Genomic DNA, 18,120 nt, shown 5'->3' with positions numbered 1-18,120 from the left:
TGGTGCCGCTGCCCCGGGGTTTGCGGGCAATGCAGCGGCGCACCTGCCGGTTACGGCCGCATCATTGCGGCGCGACACCCGCCTGCTTGAAGAGCTCGGCCCATTGCGGCACCTGCTGTTCGACCTTTTTCTGCAGCGCTTGCGGGTTGGCATCCGAGACCAGTACTTGCGCCCCCAGCACGCCCATGCGCTGCTGGAAGGCCTTGTCGGCCAGCCCTGCCTGCAGTGCCGCGACGAGTTTGTCGGTGACTGCCTTGGGCGTACCCTTGGGCGCCCACATGCCGTGCCAGATGCCGACCTCGAAGCCAGGGTAGCCTGATTCCTGCATGGTGGGCAGATCGGGCAAAGTGGGCACGCGCTGTTTGCTGGTGACCGCGTATGCCTTGACCTTGCCGGCCTTGATCTGCTGCGTGGTATTGGTGGTTTGGTCGCACATCAGGTCGACTTGCTTGCCCAGCAGGTCGTTCATGGCCGGCCCGGTGCCCTTGTAGGGTACCGTCAGCAGCTTTACTCCCAAGGCCTTGGTGAACATGGTGCCGCATAGGTGGCTGGCGGCGCCTATGCCGGCATTGGCCAGGGACACCTTGTCTTTGTTGGCCTTGATATATTCCACCAGTTCTTTGATGTTGTTGGCCGGAAAATCGGAGCGGGCGACGATGGTCATGGGTACGTCGACCACCAGGCCTATGGGCTGGAAGCCGGCCAGGGCATCGTAGCCGGGCTTCTTGTACAGCGACGGCGCGGTCGAGAAGCCGATGTGCATGAGCAGGATGCTGTAGCCGTCGGGGTGGGCGCGCGCCACCTGCGACGTGCCTATGGTGCCGCCGGCGCCGCCCTTGTTTTCGACCAGTATCGGCTGACCCAGGGTGGGGCGCATGGCTTCGGATAGGGAGCGCGCCACGTTGTCGGTGGGGCCGCCGGCCGAAAATGGCACGACCATATTGATGGCGTGGGTGGGATAGTCGGCGGCTGCCGCGGCGCCCGCGGCGCAGGCCAGGATGCCGCCCAGCAGTAGGGAAGGAAGATGTGGGATGTGACGCTTCATTTGTGCTCCAGGGGTGTTTTTTCTGATGATTTCGGGTGGTTCATACCCAAGGCCTGTCGATGCCGAAAGGGCGCCCTTTCAGCGTCGACAGGCCTTGGGCCGGGCTCCGGCCGGCACTCGGGCTGTCGCGCCGCGGTAGCGTGCGACGGAGTGCCTGCGGGCTGGCTGAAAGAAAGCTGTCTGTTGGCTGTATTTTTCCTGTCATAAAGCTGACAGAATTCTAGGGGAAAATCCCTTGCGTGTCGTGCAGGTTTACCCGTAAGGAGTTTCCCTGGGACGGGTTGCTGCACTGCCATGTCCGTGGCTTATTCGACAAAAAATTATCATTTTGCAGCAGGTACTTACGCTTTTTGTTGCATCGCAACAAAAACCGCTTGACTTCGCTGTTCAGTCCGGTAGAATTTCATTTGTGCAGTGCAGCAAGGCAGGTTTTCACAAACAACCAGTGATTTGCTTGGCCTTCTCATCTTTTTAAGCTTGAACCCCGTTCAATTATTGCGCCGGCTCCGCCGGCATTTCGTGAAGGAATGATCATGAGCGCTATCCCCCAACAAGTCCTGGCCAACCAAAAAGCCTCCCTCGACAAGTTTCTGGCCGTGCAAGGCACCTTTTTCGGCGGCTTCGAAAAGCTCGTCGACCTGAACCTGAAAGTCATCAAGGCCACGCTGGACGACGTCGCCGAGAAGTCGCAGCAAGCCATCGAAGTGAAAGACGTCCAGGAAGCGCTGGCTTTCACGTCCGGCCTGGTGCAGCCCAATGCCGAAAAGGCGCTGGCCTACAGCAAGCATGTGTATGACATCGTTTCCGGCGTGCAAGCCGATCTGTCCAAGCTGACCGAAGACCAGATCGCTCAAGGCCAGCAACAAGTGTCCGAAGCCATCGAGCAGTTCTCGAAGAACGCGCCCACCGGCTCGGAAAGCGCCGTCGCGCTGCTGAAGTCCTCGCTGGCTACCGCCAACAGCGCCTACGAATCGGTCAACAAGGCTGCCAAGCAAGCCGCCGCTGCTGCCGAATCGAACCTCGCTGCCGCCACGAACGCCACGTTCAAGGCCGCTGCCGATGCCGCTGAAGCGGCCAAGCCCGGCCAGCGCGCTCGCCGCAGCGCCGCCTGATAGGCAAACGGCAGCGCGCAGCGCGGCGCGTAGCTAGACGCCGCGATGCCTCCGTATTGAGTTGTCTCCCCTGGGCCCCGAAGGCTTCTGTCTTCGGGGTTTTTTTATGCTGCGTTCGCCGAGAAGCGCAAGCCCGATCGTGCGCCGCACGGCGCTAGTCCGTTTTTTTCCAGGGGCTCGAATTGTGGCACAGGGAATTCGGCGCGGCCGGGGATGATTTCCCCTTGCCGTTCAGTGCGCCGAAATGTGCTGGGCGTGTGCGAGATCCTGCCATTGTTTCTGCTCGGCGCGGTAGCTGCTTGCGAACTCGGCCGGCGGCTGCAATTGCATTTCTATGCCCAGCTTGCCCAGGCGGGCGGCCACTTCCGGCGTGCCCAGGGCTTTCATGATGTCGTTCCCGATCTGGTCGCGCAGCGCCGCGGGCATGCCGGCGGGGGCAAACACCCCGTACCAGACGGCGAAGTCGTAGCGCGGCAGCCCGCTTTCGGCGACGGTGGGCACCTCGGGCAACAGGGAAGAGCGGTGCTGGGTAGAAATTGCCAGCGCCCTGAGCTTGCCCGACTTGACCAGGGGCAGCGAGTCGGTGATCGGGTCGAACATCATTTGCGTATCTCCCGCGGCCAGTTGCGGCAGAGCCTGCGAGCCGCCCTTGTAGGGTACATGGGTGATCTCGATGCCCGCTTCACTGGCGAACAGCACCGCCGCGAACTGCAAGGAAGTTCCGACGCCGGGAGAGGCGTAGTTCAGCTTGCCGGGATGCGCCTTGGCCAATGCAATGAGCTCCTTCACATTGTTCGCCGGCACTTTGGTGTTCGTCAGCAGCAGGGCCGGCACGCGTCCGACGCGGGCCAGCGGAGTGAAGTCTTTGATGGCGTCGAAGCCCACGCTCGGCCCGATCAGCGGAGTGATCAGCATGGCCGGGGTGTTGACCAGCAGCGTATAGCCGTCCGGGCGCGCCCTGGCCACATACGCGGTGCCGATATTGCCGCCCGCGCCGGCGCGGTTCTCGACGATTACGGCCTTGCCCCACCGGTCGGACAGCTGCTTGGCAAGTATGCGTGTCACGATGTCGACCGGGCCGCCCGCCGCATACGGCGCCACGAGATACACGGGCTTGGATGGAAAAGTGTCGGCCGCTGCGCTGGCCCCTGCGTTGAAGAGAGTGCCTGCCAGCATGCCAGCAAGCACAATGTATTTCATGGTCTTTTTCACGATACCGCTCTCCTTTGGTTTTGCGGACGGACTACCCCTCGCAATCGAATGCGGGTCGTCCTCTGGATAATTCAGACAGTTGCGACCGGCGTGGCCGGCGAGCCGATCGCTCCGGGCAGCCGTAGCGGCGGGGCGGTAAGCAGGAACCGGCTGCGGCCGGCACTGCGCAGCCAGTCGGCCAAGTCGCTCAGGAGCCACAGCTCGCCGAGATGGATGCCGAGCTTGAACAGGCAGTGCTGGTGCAGCGGATGGCCCGGCGCGTGCCCGGACACCGGGCGGGCGGGGAAGAGCTCCACGCCTATGTTGTCCGAGATCAGCGCCGCCAGGCCGCTGTCCGTGATCCATTGCAGCAGGCGCTCGTCGCGGCCGTCCAGGCCCACCTGGATGGCGTCCATCTGCGCGCGTGCCGGCGGGTTTCTGCCGCAGTCCAGCAGATAGCGGTCGAAGCCCGTGCGCAGACAGACCATGTCGCCGCGCTCCACCTCTACCCCGTCCGCTTCCATGATGCGCATCAGCTCATCGTATGAAACATAGTGGCGCTGCGTGTCGAAGTGGGCGGCCAGATCTATCATCACGCCACGCCCCTGCACGCAGGTGGAGGCCATGTTCTCGATGCCCAGCTTCTTGGCGCCGATCGGCCGGCCTTCGATTTCCGTCTCGTCCTGTGCGCTGTAGTCCATCGGGCCCAATATGTCGGCGCGGGCGCGGTAGCCGTTGTAATACATCATCTCGGGGCGTCCATCGCCATTGGCGTCGAACCACGCGCCGACGTGGGCCAGGCCGTCCCATTGCGTCGAATACTGTGTGTGCAGCAGAACTGCGTCGTCGCTGATGACGTCCGTATGGCAGCAATGCAGCCGGCTCAGGGGGAAATTGATGTTGGGCTTGCCGTCGCGTAGCGTGGGCTGGAGCAGCGGCGGCCTGCGGCGCGGATTCACGGTCGAGCCACCGGGAAAATCCAGGGGCAGGCTCAGGCAGAACACCTTGCCCTCGCGGGCCTCCGCCAAGCCTTGCCTGACTTTCTCCGGGGTCAGCAGGTTCATGCGGCCGAGCTGGTCGTCCGCCCCGAAATCCCCCCAGTTAGATCCCGGCGGACGGCGCTTCCAGCGCCGCCCCGCGTTTTCAATCCCGCTGCCCGGCTTGTCGTCCATGATCCTGTCTCCGCCAATGCTTATGCCTCGAGGGCAGTATATTGGCGGCCACAGGCAATCCTGCGAGAAATCTCATTCCGTTTCGTGGTACGGAATACGGCTCGCGGCGCGCCTGCGGGGCCCGCTCATGAACCAGGGCCGTGCTTCAGGACAGCGCCCGCACGCATTCCTCGATCAGCGCCGGCCCGCGATAGATCAGCCCGGTGTAGACCTGCACGGCATCGGCTCCGGCGGCGATCTTCTCGCGGGCCTGCTGGCCTGAGACGATACCGCCCACGCCGATGATGGCCAGGCCTTGGCCCAGCCGCTGGCGCAGGCGCTCGATGACGCGCAGCGACAAGGCGTGCACCGGCGGCCCGGACAGGCCGCCGCCTTCCTGCGCATGGGGCAGGCCCTGCACCGCCTCGCGCGACAGCGTGGTGTTGGTGGCGATCACCCCGTCCACGCCGTAGCGCGGCAGCGTGTCGGCAATCACATCGATCTGCGCCTCGTCCAGGTCGGGCGCGATCTTCACCACCAGGGGCACGCTGCGCCCATGCCGGTCGGCCAGATCCTTGCGCCTGTCGCGCAGCGGGCCGAGCAGCCCCGCCAGTTCGTCCTGGCCCTGCAGGGCCCGTAGGTTGCGGGTGTTGGGCGAGGAAATGTTCACGGTAATGTAGTCGGCGTGCGGGTATACGCCTTCCAGGCCCAGCAGATAGTCGTCGACGGCGCGTTCGATGGGCGTGTCGGCATTCTTGCCGATGTTCAGCCCCAGTATGCCGCCCTGGGCGCGCCACTGGCTGCGCCGCACGTTGTCGATGAAGGCTTCCAGCCCCTTGTTGTTGAAGCCCAGCCGGTTGATCAGCGCCTGGGCTTGCGGCAGGCGGAACATGCGCGGCTTGGGATTGCCGGGTTGCGCGCGCGGCGTCACCGTGCCCACTTCGACGAAGCCGAAGCCCAGGTTGCCCAGGGCATCGATATAGGCTCCGTTCTTGTCCAGCCCCGCCGCCAGGCCCACCGGATTGCGCAGGCTCAGGCCCATCAGAGTGCGTGGCTGCTGCGGCTGCGAGTGCAGCAGGCCGCGAGTCCAGCCGCAGGCCTGGGCCTTGCGCAGCGATTCCAGCGTGAGTTCGTGGGCGGTTTCGGCATCCAGGGAAAACAGCGCCGGGCGAGCCAGGGCGTAGGTCTTGAACAATAGGGACATAAGGGCGAGTAGGGAAGTGACGATCGGCGTGGCGCGGCTTGCGGCGCGCCCGGGGGCGCGTACCGGATGATACCCGACGGAGAGTTCCCGCAGCTTGGCGCGCTACGCCGGGGCCACGCCCGGCCGCGTGTCTGGTGCCGCACCCGCGCCGCGGCTTCAGGTTTCGGTGTCGGGCATGTCGTGCCAGCCGGCGCCGTCCAGAACCTGGAAGGGCCGGAACTGCGACTTGTACGCCATTTTACGGCTTTCGCGGATCCAGTATCCCAGGTACAGCCAGGGCAGGCCGAGCAGCCGGCATTGTTCGATCTGCCACAGTATGCCGTAGGTGCCCAGGCTGCCGGCGGCATCCGGGTCGAAGAAGGTGTAGACCGAGGACAGGCCGCTTTCGAGCACGTCGATCATCGACACCATCAGCAGCTGTTCGCGTTGGTCGCGGAATTCCACCAGCCGCGAGTCGACCCGGCTGGTCAGCAGGAATTGCGTGTACTGCGACTGGCTGTCTTCGTCCATGCCGGCGCCGGGGTGGCGGCCGGCCTGGTAGCGCTGGTACAGGTCGAAGTGCTCGCTTTCCCAGCGCAGCGGCATGACGCGGGCGTGCAGCTGCGCGCCGTGGCGCTTCCAGATCTTGCGCTGGGTGCGGCTGGGGGTGTAGCGCGCGGCGTCGACGCGGATCGAGATGCAGGCGCGGCAGGCGTCGCAGTGCGGCCGGTAGGTGAACAGCCCGCTGCGCCGGAAGCCCTGTTCGACCAGCCGGGAATAGGTGGCGGCATCGATCAGGTGCGATGGCGCGGCCACCTGCGAACGCGCTTCGCGGCCGGGCAGATAGCTGCACGGGTAGGGCGCGGTGGCGTAGAACTGCAGGGTCTTGAAGCTAAGCTCTGTGGGGTGGCTCATGGCGTCGTGCCGTATGCTGCGCGGCCACGTGCCGCGCATTGCGCAAACCCATTATGGCGGTTTTGGCCACCGCGGATCAAGCGGATCCGGGGGAGGAGGATGCCGGCGCCTGCTGCAGCAGCCCCGACTGCAGCAGCCGGCCGCGGCCCCAGGGGGGCGCCGGCTGTTGCCTGGCTTGGGCAAGTATGCTCAGGAAGCGGCGGCGCGGCACCGGCCGAGCCCCCAGGCTGGCCAGGTGCGCGGTCTGCTGCTGGCAGTCTATCCATTGCACGCCGTGGCGAACCAGGAAATTCACCAGATAGGCCAGGGCCAGCTTCGAGGCGTCGCTGGCGCGGCTGAACATGGATTCGCCGCAGAACAGCCGCCCCTGTCCGACCCCATAGAGGCCGCCGACCAGTTCGCCATCCAGCCAGGTTTCGACGCTATGCACTTCGCCGGCGCGGTGCCAGTCCAGGTAGGCGGCCCGCAACGTCGGCGAAATCCAGGTGCCGGCTTCTCTGCCGCGCGCCGTGGCGCAGCCTTCCAGCACCGCCTCGAATGCGGTGTTCATGCGAATCTGCAGTGCTGCGTTGCCGTTGGCTTCTTCGCGCGCCAGGCGGCGCAGCTTCTTGCGCAGCGAGTGCGAAGGCGAAAACTCGGCGCAGGCCAGCAGCATGCGCGGATCTAGGCTCCACCACAGTACCGGCTCGCCGTCGTTGAACCAGGGGAACAGGCCCTTGGAATAGGCCTCGCGCAGCCGCGCCAGCGACAAATCGCCGCCCACGGCCAGCAATTCGTCGTGCAGCGCCAGGCACGGGTCGGGCAGCGGGGTCGCAGGGGCGAGCCAGATGGGGGTGTGCATGATGTCGTGGCGCGTCGGACGGCCGCCGCGCCGTGCGGCGGCGTTTTACGCCGGCCGCCGCTTGGGCGGCGGAATCGGGATGCCGTAATGGTGCATGGGGAAGCTGCCCGTTTCGCGGTCGTGCAGATAGTGTTCCAGCGTGGTGATCACGGTGCGGAACGACAGCTCTTCCCAGGGAATTTCATCGGGCCTGAAATAACGCGCCTCGAGGGTTTCTTCGCCGGGCGCGAGCGCCGGGTCGAGCACCTTTGCCAGATAAAAGAAATGCACTTGTTCGGCGTGCGGCACGTCGATCACCGTGTACAGCGGGCCCAGCTCTATATTGACGCCGGCTTCTTCTATGGTTTCGCGGTGCGCGCCCTGGCCTGTGGTTTCGCCCAGTTCCATGAAGCCCGCGGGCAGGGTCCAGGTGTTGTAGCGCGGTTCTATGGCGCGCCGGCACAGCAGGATCTTGTCTTCCCAGACCGGCAGCGCTCCCACCACATTGCGCGGGTTCTGGTAATGCACCGCGCCGCAGCTTTCGCATACGTCGCGTTCGTGCGTGTCGCCGGGCGGAACCATGCGCGTGAGTTCCGTGCCACATTGGCTGCAGAATTTTTCGGTGCGCGGCGAAGGGAAATAAAAGCTTGGGGCATGTGCGGTCATGCCTCGATTCTACTCAAGCCACGATGCTTTGTAAGCAAGTTTTTGAGGTTGATTTGCTCGATCTCCGACTCGGTCGAATAAGCTTTGGTCGCAATTTCGGTCATGCGGCCCGGGGCTGAGCGGCTGATGGTTTCAATATGGCGCTGCCGCTGGCGGGCCTGTCCTGCGCCGAATGTACTGCCCGATACACAAGTGTTCCCTGCTGCGGCAGCATCAGGTTTTTACACCGGCGCCGCATCGTGGGCTGGATCGCGCCGGCCGGTAGCGTGACCGCGCCGGCACTCCCGAACCACGCGATCCGAGCCTTTCCGCCTCCCCCCCGCTGGGATGGCTCAGTCTGCTTGTGTCTTGGCTCGTGCAAGTATGCGTCTCGCGCGTTCAATGACAGGGCGGTCGACCATTTCCCCGTCCAAGCCTATTGCGTGGCTTTCCGCAGTGGCTTCGATGATGCGCCTGGCCCAGGCAAGCTCCTGCTCCGATGGCTCAAATGCTTCATGCACCCACGGCACTTGCTCTGGATGTATGCACATCTTCGCGCCGAACCCAAGGCTGCGTTCAAATTTTGCGTCTCGATCTATGGCCTGTCGGTCTCGGATGCTGGCGGTGACGCCGGCGATCGGTGCAGCCAGGCCGGCGCACTTGGATGCCACTACAAGCCGCGAGCTAGGGTAGATGAGCCCCCAGCCCTCTCTGCCAAGGTTTAGCTCGGTGGCGTAGTCCATGTTTCCAAAGGCGAGCCGGCACACGCCTGGGAGTGTGGCAAGCTGGTTTGCCTGTTCGACGCCTAGCGCTGTTTCTATGAGCAGTACAACTGGAAATTGTCCGAGCGCAGCCTTGAGTATCCGATCCAGGTTTGGGCCTATCTCGGCACCCGAACACATTAATCCGATACCCGCAATCGTGGCTAGGGCCTGTAAATCGAGCATTGCGTCGGGCGTTTCCGGTCGGTTCAGACGGACAAGTGTCGGGATGCCTGGGCTATGTGCAGCCAGCCAAAGCGAGACTTGTTCGCGTGCAACGCCTTTGCTGAGAGGGTGAACGGACGCCTCCAGATCCATGATGACGACGTCCGCCTGGCTACGGGCAGCGGACTGGAATCTGTCTGGGCGATTTCCAGGGACAAAGAGAAACGTGGATGCTTGTCGTAGCTGGTCAGCGACAACAGCGTAGGACTTCTGGTGATCGCTCGATGGCATCGCGCTCCCCCTCGTTGGTTTGGTTTGAGCCTCCCGTACCTGGAAAGAGAGGCGAGGGCACGTTATTCATATAGATATATAATAGTTGACATATTATCTGCTTTGAAAATACTTGGCGTGCTGTGAGAATCAACCTCCGTTCTGTCGACATGAACCTCTTGGTGATGTTCGACGCATTGATGGTCGAGCGGCATGTCACAAGGGCAGCGGCCCGCGTGGCCATGAGTCAGCCGGCAATGAGCAGTGCCTTGTCGCGGTTGCGGACGCTCTTCAAAGATGAGTTGCTGGTGCGCACGGCGCACGGCATGGAACCCACGCCGCGTGCAGTTGAGCTGGGGGAGTCGGTGCGCCAGATACTCCATCAGACGGAACGCCTGATGAACAGTGCTCCGCTCTTTGATCCAAGTACTTCCGACAGGAAGTTTACGATCAGAATGTCGGATCTGGTGGGATCGCTTCTTCTGCCGGGCTGCATGCGGCGGCTTACCTCCGCTGCTCCCGGGATCTCTCTCGACGTCTTGCACATGGCGCCGGAACGTTCGATCCGCGCGCTTGAAGAAGACCAACTCGACTTTGTGGTCAGTTTTGAACTCTCTCATGGCAAATCCATTCGCTCGGAGCCTCTGCTTTCAGACCGGATGGTTTGCGCCATGCGTACTGGGCACCCCTTAAGTGCGGGCAGAATGACGTTGAAGCGTTTTCTCGATGCTCAGCACCTGCGCGTGGCCATGAGCCCTACTGACTTGCGCTTCGTCGACAGTAAGCTTGCCGCACAGGGGCTCAGCCGCAAGATCTCGGTCAATGTTCCTCAGTGGCTCTTGGTGCCTGAAATGCTGCGGGAAACGGATCTTCTGGGCGTCGTCTCTGAGCGCATCGGCAATAAGCTCACCAGCCAGGGCATAGTCTGTAAGCCGCTGCCATTCTATGTTCCGGAGTTCCAGTGGATGGTTTATTCTCTGCAGCGGCACGTGCATAGCAATGCACATTCATGGATGAAGGCGCTTCTACTCGACGTTGCGAATACATTGCCCCGCTGATCTCTTCGTCCGAAAGTGACTTCCTCTTAGGTTCGAATTCCCCGAAAAACGTAAAAAGGGCGCCCTTCATCCCAAGCGCATGACGAACGGATTCGCCACTGGCTGGGTAGAGTTGTTGATCCAAACTGTTTTCATCTGCATGTAAGATTTGATCATTTCTTGCCCGCTTTCCCTGCCGAGGCCACTGCCTTTGACTCCGCCGAAAGGCGCCATGTAGCCGAGTGAGCGGTAGGTGTTCACCCACACTGTTCCAGCCTGCAGGGACTTGGTCATTCGAAAGACGCGCGCCATGTCTTTCGTCCAAACTCCCGCTCCGAGCCCATAGTCGGTTTCGTTAGCCAGCCGAATTGCGTCCTCCTCCGAGTCGAACGGGATCACGGCAAGCACCGGGCCGAAGATCTCGTGCTGTGCGAGTTCGGAATTGTTATCGACGTCGTTAAAGACGGTCGGTTGAACGAACAGGCCGCCGGCTGGATGGTCGATCGGTTTGCCGCCGAACGACAGTTTGCAGCCAGCACGTTCAGCCGACGCAATGCAGTTCAGCACCTTGCTGTAGTGTGCAGTGTTGGCCAAAGGGCCCATCTGTGTAGCGGGATCCATTGGATCCCCGATCTTGATCGCGGACGCCATGGCCGTCACTTTGTCAAGGAAGGCGCTGTAGATGGATCGCTGCAGCAGCAGGCGCGATCCCGCGATGCACGTTTGCCCCGCAGCAGCAAAAATACCTGACGCCACGCCGGCCGCCGCGGAATCCAGATCCGCGTCTTCAAAGACGATGTTAGGTGATTTTCCGCCAAGCTCCATTGTGATGTGTTTCAGTTCACCGGCGGCTGCACGACTGATGATGCGGCCGGCTGCGTCCGAGCCGGTAAATGCGATCTTTGCAACGTCGGGATGTGCCACGAGATGCGCGCCGGCACCTTGTCCTGTGCCGCAAACGACATTAATTACGCCCGCCGGAAACCCGGCCTTCTCGAACAACTCTGCGAAGGCGAGTGTGGATGCGCTGGCGAATTCGGACGGTTTGACCACGAACGTATTTCCTGCCGCCAATCCCGGCGCCAATTTCCAGGTGAGCAGGAGCAATGGGGAGTTCCAGGCGGTGATCGCCGCCACTACGCCAAGAGGCTCCCAGGCTGTATAGACGAAGTGGTCTGCTTTATCTATTGGAAGCACGCCGCCCTCCATTTTGTCCGCCAAGCCGCCATAGTAGTAAAACCATTGCGGCAAATAGCGCAGCTGGGCCAGCATCTCGGTGAGGAGCTTGCCGTTGTCTCGCACCTCTATCTCAGCGAGTCGTTGGGCATTTTCTGTGATCAGATCCCCCAGTGTGCGCAACATCGCCCCTCGCGCGGTTTGGCTCATCCCTTTCCATTCTGGGGACATAAAGGCCGAACGCGCCGCAGCCACTGCGGCGTCCACGTCGGCCTCTCCGCTGTCGGGAATTTCGCACCAGTCTTCGTTGCGATAGGGGTCTAGGCTACCCATCCATTTGTTGGCGACCGGCGGCACTTTGATCCCATTGATCAAGTTGTAGAACCTTTCCATTTCATATGCTCCGAATACATCTGTTTGCCGCCCCTGCGGGGACAGTTTGGCCAAGGGGCTATGGGATGTTTCACTTCAATCGCTTCCACGTTGACGTTGCAAAGGCCACTATATCTCCGGCCTCGTCCGACAGGGTCGACCGCAGGTAAGAAATGCCTTGCCCGAGCTTGGTGAGTTCCCCGCGGCACCAAAGAGTTCCCTGGCGTGCTGCTTTCACATACTGTATCTTCATCTCCAGTGTTGTGCCGGGGCCTTGGAGGCGGTTGAGCAGGTGGCCCATCGAGATATCCATCACCGTTGCGACGACGCCGCCGTGCAGCGAGCCCTGGGGGTTGAGCATGAAGTCCCTGAGCTCGAACGAGATTACACAGGCATGGCCGGGGTATTCGAAACGCAGACCCAGTAGGCGAGCAAGAAAGAAGTCCTCGAAGGCGGGACGTTGCGTTTTCAGGGCAAGTTCGAAGGCCTGCCTCGCCTGCTGCTCATCCATGAGGTATCTCGGCTTCTCGGCAGCGCACTACGCCCAGGCTGATCAGCGCGTGCAACCTGTCACCGCTTATGCCGAGCAGTTCATGCAGCACCGCGGCGGTGTGCTGCCCGAGCAGTGGCGGCGGCGTATGCTGGTCGTTGCCCTGATCGTCGAAGCGCAGAGGGCTGTTGATGTTCTTCACTGTGCCCGCAGTGGGATGGGGCATTTCGATCACCATTCCGCGGCTGGTTAGTTGTTCTGCTTCACAGGTCTCTCCCACCGAGCGGATGTCGCCGTAGGGTACGCCGGCCGTCCTCAGCCGATCGATCCAATGGCCTCGGGGCCTTGTCGACACGATATCTGCGACAACTGGTACGAGCTCCCCGCGCGACCTTACCCGATCCGCAGCCTTCGCATAGCGTGGATCCGCAGCGAGATCGGGGCGCTCAATGACCTCGCAGAAGAGCCTCCAGAATTTATCGTTGGCGACGCCGATGTTGAGCCACCCGTCTGAGGCCTTAAACGTCTCGTAAGGTGTAATCGTGGCATGGGTGTTGCCTCGACGCTCGGGGCTGCGGCCCGTGGTGAAATAAATGCCGGCATTGAAGGTTAGAAGCGACGCCATGCAGTCCAGCATCGACACGTCGATGTGCCTGCCCTTGCCCGTACGTGTGCGCTCAAGCAGTGCGGCGGTAATGCCCTGAGATGCGAACTGGCCGGTCAGCAGATCGGCAATGGACGTGCCGATCTTTGTCGGCGGCCCGTTGGGGTCGCCGGTGATGTCCATGATTCCGGATTCCCCCTGGATGATTAGGTCGTATCCTGGACGTAGTGCGTCCTTGCCCTTCTGACCGAAGCCGGTGATTGAGCAGGTTATCAAGCTGGGGTTGGCCGCGCGTAGCTTCGAATGATCCAGTCCCAGTCGCTCCATCGTTCCCGGGCGGAAGTTGTCGAGCAACACATCGCTTTGCTTGGCAAGCCGCCGCACGATGTCGACGCCTTCGGCCTTTCGTAAATTGATGGCGCAACTGCTCTTGTTGCGGTTGATCGACAGGAAATACGCGCTTTCTCCTCCACTGAAAGGCGGCCCGAAGGAGCGGCTGTCATCGCCGTGCTCGGGCTCTTCTATCTTGATGACTTCGGCGCCCAGGTCTCCCAGCAGCATGCTACAGAAAGGCCCCGAAACCACCCGGCTCATATCGAGCACCCTGATCCCTGCAAGCGGTTTCATGTGATCACACTAACACGTCGGCCAGCGACTTCATGTCATCCACCCATAAGTCGGGCTGATAGGGTGTCCTGCCGAACGGTCGTTTGCGGCGATCGATGAAAGCGCTGTGCATACCAGCGGACTTCGCGCCCAAGCAGTCGAATGCGTGGTTCGCCACAAAGAGCACTTCATCCATGCGCACTCCCATGATCTCGGCAGCCTTGGTGTAGGTGGCAACGTGCGGCTTGAATGAGTTGGCTTCCGCGACGGAGATGATATTGTCGAATGGTACGCCGTGGTAGGCTTTCGCAGTTTCCAGCATGTCCGGATCGCCGTTGGACAGTACGACGATCTTGTAGCGTGTCTGCAGTCTGGAAAGTGCTTCGGGCACATCAGGGAAACACTTCAGCCTTTCTATGCAGGCGACCAGATAGCGTACGTCTTCGGGGGAGTAGTCGATGCCGGCGCGATCCATGGTGTAGGCGACTGCACGTTCGCCGATTTCCCTGTATGACGTGTGTTCCTTGTGCTGTAGTGCGTCGATCATCGAGTTCTCGAAGTGGACGCGGCGCCACCATGTGACGAATGAGCTTGGATTGCCGATCCAGCCCTTCTTCTTTAGAAATGGAGCCGCAGCCTCGGTCAGGCCCTTTTGCATGTCGACCACTGTGCCGTATTGGTCGAACATGACGACTTTAATCTTGTCCTTGAGGACGTCTGCTGATGCCATGGAGTTTCTCCGACTGAGGGTTTGTGCGCTGATTAGCCAGAAGAAATTTAGGTTTTCGATATAAATTTGTCTAATCGATAATTGGTATGGCGTTATTTTGTATGGAGATAATGGTGAGGCAGGGCTTCGAGAACCCGTTCGATCTTTATCCCGGCGGACTGCGTCCCCTGCATCTGTGCGGCGGTTTCGATGCTCAGCTCAATTGAGTGTCTGAGCCAACAGGGTAGGAGACGTGGCTGACATGATCTTGCCATTACCTGAATTTGCCTTGCTCAAACCATTATTTATCTTGTGAATGGTGCAATCATAATAATCAATTAGGCTAATGAGAGGGCCGTCGGTAGAATTGGTCGCTCACATGCAAGGGGCGTCGTCGATTGCTCCCTTCCAAGCCCGGATCCGGGCTGCTCGGAGAAATAAATGCGGGAAAGCCTCAATTTGAAGGCCTTTGGTGTCCTGCCTGGTCGGAACGTATCGACGGCTGAGCTTTTTGCCGGAACCCAGATCCGCGCGGGCGGTACGCCGGCATCACATATATTCGGCGCTCCGCCGGACGTCGCTACTTCCAGTTTTCTCTACTTCACAACGCCACTATGTGCTCAAAGGAGAGTTGCATGCCCCAGGCCAAAATCTACGGTATTCGCGAAAACCTGATTCCCAACCGTCAAGCCATTTCCGACGCTGTCAATGAAGCTATCTCCGTTGCTTTTAAATTTCCGCCGGAGCGCCGGCTGCAGCGCTTTTTTCCGATGGATCGTGCCGACTTCATTTATCCGCCTCACGAACGATCGGAAAGATTCACTATTGTCGAGATCGAAACTTTCGAAGGGCGTTCCGTGGAGACATTGAAAGAGGTTGTGCAGCAAATCGTCCAGCGTATTCACGAGTCCACGGGAATAGAACGCAGGGATATCGACGTCATCATCACTCAACAACCCCGTCATGCCTGGGGATTGATGGGCGAGGCTGGCGACGAGATCAATTTGAGCTACAGCGTCAAAGTCTGATTCTTTACTTTGGCGCAGCTTGTGTGCTCATCCATATAAAGGAGACAAGTCATGACTATACGAACAATTTGGCGGGCAGCTTTGACTGCCGCCCTCGGTGTTTGCGCGTTGAGCGGAGTTTCACATGCCTGGGCCAGCGGCAGTGATTATCCTACTAAGCCGCTTCGGCTTATTGTGCCCTTCGCAGCCGGAGGCGGATCGGACATCCTTGCCCGCGTCGTGGCCCAGAAACTGGGAGATTCTTTGGGGCAGCCAGTAGTGGTGGAAAATCACCCCGGTGCGGGTGGCAATTTAGGCACTGAGATCGTTGCTAAGTCGAATCCAGACGGGTACACGATTTTGCTGGGCACGGTCGGGCCGATCTCAATCAACGTCAGCCTGTTTTCCAAGCTGCCTTACGATCCGGAACGAGATTTGGATCCAATCACCAAAGCCGTCGTAGTAACAAATTTGCTGGTCGTGAACCCTAAGCTTCCAGTGCATTCGGTTGCCGAGCTTATAGCTTTGGCGAAGTCAAAGCCAGGCAAACTCACTTTCGCTACTGGGGGTGCGGGCACTGCCGGCCACCTCGCGGGAGAGCTTTTTAACACTACTGCCGGCGTCAAGATGACAGCCGTTCCGTATAGAGGGAGCGGCCCAGCTATTGTCGATGTGGTTGCCGGCCACGTGGATATGTCATTCGAAAATATGCCTGCGTCTTGGGCCCAGGTGAAGGCGGGTAAGCTGCGCGCGCTTGCGGTAACCACTGCGAAGCGCTCGAAAGCGGCGCCTCAGATTCCTACCGTTGCTGAATCCGGACTTCCGGGCTATCAGGCCGAGAATTGGTACGGTTTTTTTGCGCCGGCGCACACACCCAGGGCTGTCATTGATAGGCTGTATAACGATATCACTCACATTCTGAACGAGCATGATGTGCAGAAAAAGCTGGCAACTCTCGGTGAGGAAGTAGTGGGCAATGATCCTGCGCAATTTGCAAAGGAAATCCACGAGGAAATCCCCAAATGGCATAAGGTTGTGCAAGAGTCTGGGGCAAAAATCAATTGAAAAGGACAATTAATGGGAAACGCTATTTCTAGAAGCCTCGTCGGAAAGACCTTTATCATTACAGGCGGCGCCCAGGGCATGGGAAGAGCCATGTCGATGGGCATAGCACGGGAAGGGGCTAATATCATCGTCGTCGATATAGCCGAGCAAGCCTGCCGGGAGCTCGCGCAGGCAATAACTGCCGCCGGCGACAAGGCACTGGCTGTTCCAGGAGATATTTGCGATATAGATGTTTGCCATTCTGTCGTAGATCGCGCTATAGCCCATTTCGGCGCAGTGCATGGCGTAGTCAACAATGCCGGGCGGGGTATGACGGCGATTCGCGCAGACTACCTTGATAGGCCCGTGCCCTTTTGGGAAGTCGATCCCGCCCTATGGCAGTCGCTGATGGACTTGAACACCAAAGCGCCGTTCTTGATGGCGCGTGCGGTGGCGCCACATTTGGTCGCTCAGAAATGGGGGCGTATCGTCAACGTCACGACTAGTCTAGACACCATGTACCGAGCTGCATATACCCCCTATGGCCCTTCGAAGGCTTGGCTGGAAGCTGCGACAGTAGGCTGGTCGCGCGATCTTGCGAGCCACGGAGTCACCTGCAATGCTCTGCTGCCTGGCGGTGCGGTGAACACTGCATTTTTCGATGCCCACGCCCCGTTGGATCGAAGTACATTAATCCAGCCTGACGCAATGATACCGCCCATCTGCTGGCTACTTTCTGAAGATGGGGGGGCAACAACGGGGTATCGCTTCGTTGCGAGGCTCTGGGACGCCAGTCTACCGCCGAGCGAAGCCGCGATGAAATGCGGCAGCCCAGCTGCTTGGCAGTCGATGGGGGCGCAATCGTTGTGGCCCGGTGCAAGGCCAGTGAGCTAAGTCGAGCTCCGTTTTGGTAACGCAAAAGCTGATCGGCTCGAATTGACATTGGGAAGTGAGCAGTGCCGAGGTGTATCGCTTCGGGCAACTGCTATTGTGGTGCAAGGTGGTCGTCTGCGGGTGTTGGTCGAACGTTTTGTATTTGATTCATTTGTCGTGGAGGGTGCCTGTCGTCTGAAAAACGCCAAGTTCAATTAGGGCTGGGCCGCGGCAGGGGCTCGAATCCCAGCGCCGCGGGTATGTCGCGCGCTGCGCAGCGGTGCAGGGGAACCGGGTCGGCCGCATTGATGCCGCGCCCGGCATTGCCGGGAACCGGCCGGGCATCGCCGGCCGCCGCGCGGCCGCTGATCTCGGCCATGGCGCGCACCAGCAGCGGCTGCTGCGTGCCAGCGTCGTCCTGTTCCAGCGCCTGCAGCAGGGGCGTGCCTGCTTCGGTGTACAAGCCGTCCATCACGCCCATCAGGTCGCGCCCGGCAATCAGGCCGGGCCCCTGGCGGCAGCGTGCATAGAGCCGGCCGGTGTCGTCCAGCCACCAGGCGAGCACCGGGCCGGCGGGCAGGTCGTTGTGGGTGCGCAGTTCGGGGCCGGGCCCGGCGCAGCTGAATATATAGGGTGCGGCGTCCAGCCGCGCATAGACCCGCTGCGGGCCGTTCTGGAAATACCAGCGGCCGCGTTCGTCGCTGGTGTAGTTGCGGCCGATGAACTGCAGGATCTGCGGGCTGGAAATTTCCTCGCCCGCGGCGGCCGGGTCGAGCAATGCATCGCCACGCGGGTGCAGGCGCCAGCGGCCGCTCTCCGACAGCGACAGCCAGCCGTAGACGTCGGGCACGTCGGGCCAGCGCGCCATGGCGGCGATCACATTTGCGTCCATTTCATTTCCGCTTGGGGTGTGTGATGCATGATACCCCGCCGCAGGGCGATAC

Annotated in this window: 18 protein-coding genes; 5 read left to right on the top strand and 13 right to left on the bottom strand. The window is 60.9% G+C overall.

The window, feature by feature from the left end:
- Nucleotides 1–61: 61 nt before the first annotated feature.
- Nucleotides 62–1,045, bottom strand: coding sequence for a tripartite tricarboxylate transporter substrate binding protein BugD (locus CEY11_RS07845; RefSeq protein ID WP_088602834.1), 984 nt, complete (start codon nt 1,043–1,045; stop codon nt 62–64).
- 533 nt (nt 1,046–1,578) lie between these two features.
- Here CEY11_RS07845 and CEY11_RS07840 point away from each other — a divergent pair.
- Nucleotides 1,579–2,157 (top strand): phasin family protein, encoded by a 579-nt coding sequence (locus CEY11_RS07840; RefSeq protein WP_088602833.1) that lies wholly within the window; start codon nt 1,579–1,581, stop codon nt 2,155–2,157.
- Nucleotides 2,158–2,388: 231 nt separating this feature from the next.
- Here CEY11_RS07840 and CEY11_RS07835 read toward each other — a convergent pair whose 3' ends face one another.
- From CEY11_RS07835 to CEY11_RS07805, 7 genes are all read right to left on the bottom strand, one after another.
- A complete protein-coding gene (locus CEY11_RS07835; protein ID WP_088602832.1) occupies nt 2,389–3,369 on the bottom strand; it encodes a Bug family tripartite tricarboxylate transporter substrate binding protein in 981 nt (326 codons plus the stop codon).
- A gap of 71 nt (nt 3,370–3,440) precedes the next feature.
- Nucleotides 3,441–4,520 (bottom strand): cyclase family protein, encoded by a 1,080-nt coding sequence (locus CEY11_RS07830; protein WP_088602831.1) that lies wholly within the window; start codon nt 4,518–4,520, stop codon nt 3,441–3,443.
- Between the two features lie 145 nt (nt 4,521–4,665).
- Entirely contained in the window at nt 4,666–5,703 is a 1,038-nt protein-coding gene (locus tag CEY11_RS07825; protein WP_088602830.1) for a quinone-dependent dihydroorotate dehydrogenase, read from the bottom strand.
- A 156-nt stretch (nt 5,704–5,859) separates the two neighbouring features.
- Nucleotides 5,860–6,597 (bottom strand): arginyltransferase, encoded by a 738-nt coding sequence (locus CEY11_RS07820; RefSeq protein WP_088603209.1) that lies wholly within the window; start codon nt 6,595–6,597, stop codon nt 5,860–5,862.
- A 76-nt stretch (nt 6,598–6,673) separates the two neighbouring features.
- Complete coding sequence (aat, locus tag CEY11_RS07815; protein WP_088602829.1) at nt 6,674–7,438, bottom strand: leucyl/phenylalanyl-tRNA--protein transferase; 765 nt, start codon at nt 7,436–7,438, stop codon at nt 6,674–6,676.
- A gap of 45 nt (nt 7,439–7,483) precedes the next feature.
- Nucleotides 7,484–8,083 (bottom strand): NUDIX hydrolase, encoded by a 600-nt coding sequence (locus tag CEY11_RS07810; protein WP_088602828.1) that lies wholly within the window; start codon nt 8,081–8,083, stop codon nt 7,484–7,486.
- A 332-nt stretch (nt 8,084–8,415) separates the two neighbouring features.
- The gene (locus CEY11_RS07805; protein ID WP_088602827.1) at nt 8,416–9,279 is read right to left on the bottom strand and encodes an HpcH/HpaI aldolase/citrate lyase family protein; all 864 of its coding nucleotides are present in this window, start codon (nt 9,277–9,279) and stop codon (nt 8,416–8,418) included.
- A gap of 149 nt (nt 9,280–9,428) precedes the next feature.
- On the opposite strand from CEY11_RS07805, the gene CEY11_RS07800 reads away from it, so the two are divergent.
- The gene (locus CEY11_RS07800) at nt 9,429–10,316 is read left to right on the top strand and encodes a LysR family transcriptional regulator (protein WP_088602826.1); all 888 of its coding nucleotides are present in this window, start codon (nt 9,429–9,431) and stop codon (nt 10,314–10,316) included.
- 66 nt (nt 10,317–10,382) lie between these two features.
- Here the strand turns inward: CEY11_RS07800 and CEY11_RS07795 are convergent, their stop codons facing one another.
- The 4 genes from CEY11_RS07795 to CEY11_RS07780 all read right to left on the bottom strand — a co-directional run bounded on the left by CEY11_RS07795 (nt 10,383) and on the right by CEY11_RS07780 (nt 14,273).
- Nucleotides 10,383–11,864, bottom strand: a complete 1,482-nt coding sequence (locus CEY11_RS07795; RefSeq protein WP_088602825.1) for an aldehyde dehydrogenase — start codon at nt 11,862–11,864, stop codon at nt 10,383–10,385.
- 70 nt (nt 11,865–11,934) lie between these two features.
- Nucleotides 11,935–12,354: a PaaI family thioesterase gene (locus CEY11_RS07790; protein WP_088602824.1), complete on the bottom strand. Its 420-nt coding sequence runs from the start codon at nt 12,352–12,354 to the stop codon at nt 11,935–11,937.
- Nucleotides 12,347–13,564, bottom strand: a complete 1,218-nt coding sequence (locus tag CEY11_RS07785; RefSeq protein ID WP_088602823.1) for a CaiB/BaiF CoA transferase family protein — start codon at nt 13,562–13,564, stop codon at nt 12,347–12,349. The genes CEY11_RS07790 and CEY11_RS07785 overlap by 8 nt, the downstream gene beginning before the upstream one ends.
- Nucleotides 13,565–13,568: 4 nt before the next feature.
- A complete protein-coding gene (locus CEY11_RS07780; protein WP_088602822.1) occupies nt 13,569–14,273 on the bottom strand; it encodes a haloacid dehalogenase type II in 705 nt (234 codons plus the stop codon).
- 614 nt (nt 14,274–14,887) lie between these two features.
- Between CEY11_RS07780 and CEY11_RS07775 the strand changes: the two genes are divergently transcribed.
- From CEY11_RS07775 to CEY11_RS07765, 3 genes are read left to right on the top strand one after another with little or no spacing between them, the layout of a single operon-like run.
- Nucleotides 14,888–15,280: a tautomerase family protein gene (locus CEY11_RS07775; RefSeq protein WP_158215233.1), complete on the top strand. Its 393-nt coding sequence runs from the start codon at nt 14,888–14,890 to the stop codon at nt 15,278–15,280.
- Nucleotides 15,281–15,331: 51 nt separating this feature from the next.
- Nucleotides 15,332–16,324: a Bug family tripartite tricarboxylate transporter substrate binding protein gene (locus CEY11_RS07770; RefSeq protein ID WP_088602820.1), complete on the top strand. Its 993-nt coding sequence runs from the start codon at nt 15,332–15,334 to the stop codon at nt 16,322–16,324.
- A gap of 12 nt (nt 16,325–16,336) precedes the next feature.
- On the top strand, nt 16,337–17,197 hold the full coding sequence (locus tag CEY11_RS07765) for an SDR family NAD(P)-dependent oxidoreductase (RefSeq protein ID WP_088602819.1): 861 nt from the start codon (nt 16,337–16,339) through the stop codon (nt 17,195–17,197).
- Between the two features lie 190 nt (nt 17,198–17,387).
- On the opposite strand, the gene CEY11_RS07760 is transcribed toward CEY11_RS07765, so the two are convergent.
- Nucleotides 17,388–18,068, bottom strand: coding sequence for a DUF2946 family protein (locus CEY11_RS07760; protein ID WP_088602818.1), 681 nt, complete (start codon nt 18,066–18,068; stop codon nt 17,388–17,390).
- Nucleotides 18,069–18,120: the final 52 nt, after the last annotated feature.

Origin of the sequence: Candidimonas nitroreducens (genome assembly GCF_002209565.1) — a bacterium.
Classification (GTDB): Bacteria; Pseudomonadota; Gammaproteobacteria; order Burkholderiales; family Burkholderiaceae_B; genus Candidimonas; species Candidimonas nitroreducens.
This window is presented reverse-complemented; position numbering and strand designations above follow the sequence as displayed.

What these genes read in the sequence shown, in the direction of transcription:
- CEY11_RS07845 (WP_088602834.1), bottom strand. Translation starts at nt 1,045, where the DNA reads ATGAAGCGTCACATCCCACATCTTCCTTCCCTACTGCTGGGCGGCATC.
- CEY11_RS07840 (WP_088602833.1), top strand. Translation starts at nt 1,579, where the DNA reads ATGAGCGCTATCCCCCAACAAGTCCTGGCCAACCAAAAAGCCTCCCTC.
- CEY11_RS07830 (WP_088602831.1), bottom strand. Translation starts at nt 4,520, where the DNA reads ATGGACGACAAGCCGGGCAGCGGGATTGAAAACGCGGGGCGGCGCTGG.
- CEY11_RS07825 (WP_088602830.1), bottom strand. Translation starts at nt 5,703, where the DNA reads ATGTCCCTATTGTTCAAGACCTACGCCCTGGCTCGCCCGGCGCTGTTT.
- CEY11_RS07820 (WP_088603209.1), bottom strand. Translation starts at nt 6,597, where the DNA reads ATGAGCCACCCCACAGAGCTTAGCTTCAAGACCCTGCAGTTCTACGCC.
- aat (WP_088602829.1), bottom strand. Translation starts at nt 7,438, where the DNA reads ATGCACACCCCCATCTGGCTCGCCCCTGCGACCCCGCTGCCCGACCCG.
- CEY11_RS07810 (WP_088602828.1), bottom strand. Translation starts at nt 8,083, where the DNA reads ATGACCGCACATGCCCCAAGCTTTTATTTCCCTTCGCCGCGCACCGAA.
- CEY11_RS07805 (WP_088602827.1), bottom strand. Translation starts at nt 9,279, where the DNA reads ATGCCATCGAGCGATCACCAGAAGTCCTACGCTGTTGTCGCTGACCAG.
- CEY11_RS07800 (WP_088602826.1), top strand. Translation starts at nt 9,429, where the DNA reads ATGAACCTCTTGGTGATGTTCGACGCATTGATGGTCGAGCGGCATGTC.
- CEY11_RS07795 (WP_088602825.1), bottom strand. Translation starts at nt 11,864, where the DNA reads ATGGAAAGGTTCTACAACTTGATCAATGGGATCAAAGTGCCGCCGGTC.
- CEY11_RS07790 (WP_088602824.1), bottom strand. Translation starts at nt 12,354, where the DNA reads ATGGATGAGCAGCAGGCGAGGCAGGCCTTCGAACTTGCCCTGAAAACG.
- CEY11_RS07785 (WP_088602823.1), bottom strand. Translation starts at nt 13,564, where the DNA reads ATGAAACCGCTTGCAGGGATCAGGGTGCTCGATATGAGCCGGGTGGTT.
- CEY11_RS07780 (WP_088602822.1), bottom strand. Translation starts at nt 14,273, where the DNA reads ATGGCATCAGCAGACGTCCTCAAGGACAAGATTAAAGTCGTCATGTTC.
- CEY11_RS07775 (WP_158215233.1), top strand. Translation starts at nt 14,888, where the DNA reads ATGCCCCAGGCCAAAATCTACGGTATTCGCGAAAACCTGATTCCCAAC.
- CEY11_RS07770 (WP_088602820.1), top strand. Translation starts at nt 15,332, where the DNA reads ATGACTATACGAACAATTTGGCGGGCAGCTTTGACTGCCGCCCTCGGT.
- CEY11_RS07765 (WP_088602819.1), top strand. Translation starts at nt 16,337, where the DNA reads ATGGGAAACGCTATTTCTAGAAGCCTCGTCGGAAAGACCTTTATCATT.
- CEY11_RS07760 (WP_088602818.1), bottom strand. Translation starts at nt 18,068, where the DNA reads ATGGACGCAAATGTGATCGCCGCCATGGCGCGCTGGCCCGACGTGCCC.